The sequence below is a fragment of the Pseudomonas sp. GW821-FHT01E10 genome, from assembly GCF_059422365.1.
Genome location: NZ_JBWKWT010000045.1, coordinates 1 through 1,313 on the forward strand (window position 1 = coordinate 1; position 1,313 = coordinate 1,313).

Sequence of the window (1,313 nt, forward strand, 5' to 3'; positions counted from 1 at the left end):
TGTCTCGTCCTGAATAAGGTTTACACCTTCTGACTTATCTTCAGGAGGAACCAATGGATACGGGAAAAAGGCGCAGCCAACGTGATTACACGCTGGGCTTTAAATTGGCAGTCGTCGATCAGGTCGAAAAAGGCGAGTTGAGTTATAAAGAGGCTCAACGGCGCTACGGAATTCAGGGGCGGTCGACTGTGCTGGTGTGGTTACGCAAGCATGGGCGGCAGGACTGGAGCCAAGGCGCCTCTATTCGCGCGCAGAGGAGCCGACCGATGGACGAACAAAGTTTGCCGCTGACCCCTGAGCAGCGAATCAAGGAGCTGGAGGAAAAACTGGCCCTTGCCAATCAGAAAGCCCAATTCTTCGAAGCGGTGGTTGACGTGTTGAAGAACGATTACGGGGTTTCTATCGTAAAAAAGCGATCCGGCAAGTCCTCACCCAAGGGCAAGTCCAAGGCCTGAGTATTCAGAGGGCTTGCCAGTTTCTGGGTATATCCCGGCAGGCGTACTACAAACGAAACCGGGCTTATGACGCGCAAGCCAGTCATGCTCAGAAAGTGCTGGGTTTTGTCCTGGAAACACGTCTTCAGATGCCCCGGCTGGGCACTCGCAAGCTGCATGGCCTTATGCAGGCGGAGCCTGAGCTGACGCAAACGGTAGGTCGAGATCGGCTATTCGATATCTTGCGAGACAATCGGCAACTGGTTCCTCGCAAGCGCGCCTATCACAAGACCACTGATAGCCATCATCGCTTCCGCCGACATCCGAACCGGTTAAAACCTGGCCCTGATCAAGTGACTGCCACGGGACCCGAGCAGGTCTGGGTGGCGGACATCACCTATTTGCCGACCCAACAAAGCGTTGCCTATGTGAGCTTGGTGACCGATGCCTACTCTCGCAAAATCGTCGGCCATCACGTGCATGAAACCCTGCACACCGAATCGGTCATCCAGGCGATGAGTAAGGCTCTACGGGGCAGAAGAACGGATCAGACGCTGGTGCATCACTCAGATCGCGGCTCGCAATACTGCTCTGATCTCTACCAGAAGTTGCACGCCAAACATGGAATCAGGTGCTCGATGACCGACGGGTATGACTGTTATCAGAACGCTTTGGCGGAGCGTGTAAACGGGATCTTGAAGACAGAGTTTCTGCTTCACCGACCTAGAGATCTGGCCGAGGCGATTCGAATGGTCGACGAGTCGATAAGCATCTACAACAGCAAACGTCCGCACCTATCGTTGAAATGCAAAACGCCCGATGCGGTGCATCGGGCGTTTTGAGGGTGAAACAGGTGTAAACCTATTTCAGGACTAGACA

General features: G+C 54.1%; 1 protein-coding gene. It reads left to right on the forward strand.

The window, feature by feature from the left end:
• Positions 1-53: 53 nt before the first annotated feature.
• A protein-coding gene (locus AC07V0_RS29965; RefSeq protein ID WP_168206155.1) for an IS3 family transposase occupies positions 54-1,276 on the forward strand; the annotation gives its coding sequence in 2 pieces (ribosomal slippage) (positions 54-405 and positions 405-1,276; 1,224 coding nt in all).
• Positions 1,277-1,313 lie beyond the last annotated feature (37 nt).